2 protein-coding genes are annotated in these 1824 nt (G+C 73.5%); one reads left to right on the forward strand and one right to left on the reverse strand.

The window, feature by feature from the left end; genetic code table 11:
* Positions 1 to 399 precede the first annotated feature (399 nt).
* Positions 400 to 1314 (forward strand): hypothetical protein, encoded by a 915-nt coding sequence (locus ABD353_RS29930; RefSeq protein WP_344626814.1) that lies wholly within the window; start codon positions 400 to 402, stop codon positions 1312 to 1314.
* Positions 1315 to 1394: 80 nt separating this feature from the next.
* On the opposite strand, the gene ABD353_RS29935 is transcribed toward ABD353_RS29930, so the two are convergent.
* Positions 1395 to 1733, reverse strand: a complete 339-nt coding sequence (locus tag ABD353_RS29935; RefSeq protein WP_344626815.1) for a hypothetical protein — start codon at positions 1731 to 1733, stop codon at positions 1395 to 1397.
* Positions 1734 to 1824: the final 91 nt, after the last annotated feature.

The following is a 1824-nucleotide window of genomic DNA, read 5'->3' on the forward strand; positions in this document are numbered from 1 at the left end:
TCGGCCTGGAGACCATGTGCGTCGGCGGCGGCCAGGGCATGGCCATGGTCATCGAGCGCCTGAGCTGAGCCACAGCGCGACCACAAGCACCAGCAACTGAGCTGATCACGGGAGCCACGCCGCACGAGGGGTGGGGAACCACCCGTTCGGAGTGACACTCCGTAATTGAGGGCCGGATCACACGCGAAACGTGGTCCGGCCCTCGATTTTTCATTTCCAGGCCGTTTCGTCGACGGAGCGGAATGGCTCGACTCCGCTCCGTCGATAGGTAGTACCTAACAATTTGGGGACAAGAGCGGAAGTTCCTCATTAATGGGACATCCACCACTGCAGTAACCGCCCCTCATACGGCAGTGTGGACGTGCAACCCCGTTCCACTCCTCGCAAGGAGTACATTCCGTGAGCGTCGTCTACATCTCTCTGCTGCTGATCCTGATCGTCGTCGCCACTGTCGTGCTGCTCCAGGTCCGGGCACTCTCACGGCGGTTGGAGGAGCGGCAGACCGCACCGGCCGGCACCGCCCTCGACGAGGCGTCGATACGCCGCGCGGTCACCGAGGCACTCGCGGCGGACCGGGAGCGGGAGATCACCGAGGCCCGGGCGTTCTGGGCCGAGCAGGAGGCGCGCGCCGCGGAGGACGCCCCGATGTTCGAGGGCCCGTTCCTGAGCGTCGGCGAGGAATGGCCGCTGTTCTTCCCCCGGCCGACCGGCCCGGAGACCGCGGCGGACAACGGGACGATGGACCCGGGATTCGGCGAGGCGCTGCGCAGCGCGCTCGAGGACATCATCAACGAGGGCGGCCCCGAGGGCGGCGTGCACCCCGGCCACCCCTCGCAGGGCGGCTCCCCGGTGCCGGCCGAGGCCGGCGCTGACGCCCGCGCCCGCCGCGAGGCCGACCTGATCGCGACCGGCCTGGAGGCCGGCCTGCTGGACGCCGAGGCGGAGGCCGAGCCGGCCGTCGCGCCGGACCCGCGCCGCCACCCCTCGCACCCCGACTTCGTGCCGAGCCAGACCCCGTCCCGCGAGTGGACGGACACCCGGCTCGCCGTTCTGGCCGACGAGAAGATCGCCCTCACCGACGTCCGCCCCGGCCCGCTGGGCACGCTGGACGTGTACGCCTTCGCCGACGGCACCACCCTCTGCGTGGCGCCCGGCGACCGCGAGGCGGCCTACCGGCTGATCGACGCCGTCCAGGCCGGCGAGGACGTCCGGCTGCTCGGCGGCTCCCGGTTCTCCGGCTCGTACTCGCTGACCTTCTCCACCGACGACGACGCGGTGTACGTGCTGGCCGACCGGGTGGTCGCGAGCATCTGAACCACCGACGACGGACACCGGCCGAGGGCCGGTCGGGCAGCCCGAGTGTTGCCCGACCGGCCCTCGCCGTTCCCCGTGCCTCAGGCGGTGAGCCGCTCGGTCTCCCGGACGGCGGTCAGCGCGACGGCGACGGCCTCCGGCCGGCCCTGTGCGGCGATCACCAGGTCGTGCCCGGCCACGGCGAGCTGGTCGCCGACCGCGAACGGGCCGGCGTCCGGGACCTCGCGCGGCGGCTCGCCCTCCAGTTCCAGGGCGGCCGCGGCCAGGCCGCGGGCCAGCTCCAGGCCGGCCGCCGCGCGGGACGGGTGGCCGGGCACCGCGGCGAGCAGTCGGCTCTGCGGCATCGAACGGAACCGGTCCGCGAGGCGGTCGACGGCCTCGACCAGGGCGGCGGCGGACAGCGGGGGTGCGTCGGACATGCAGCGAGCGTATCGGGCACGCCCGGCGTGTCCGGCCCGGCCCGGACGTGCCGCCCCCCCCCGGGGGCGGGGTCCCCCGGGGGGCGGGCGC

The sequence above is a fragment of the Kitasatospora arboriphila genome (genome assembly GCF_039528095.1).
GTDB classification, from domain to species: Bacteria; Actinomycetota; Actinomycetes; order Streptomycetales; family Streptomycetaceae; genus Kitasatospora; species Kitasatospora arboriphila.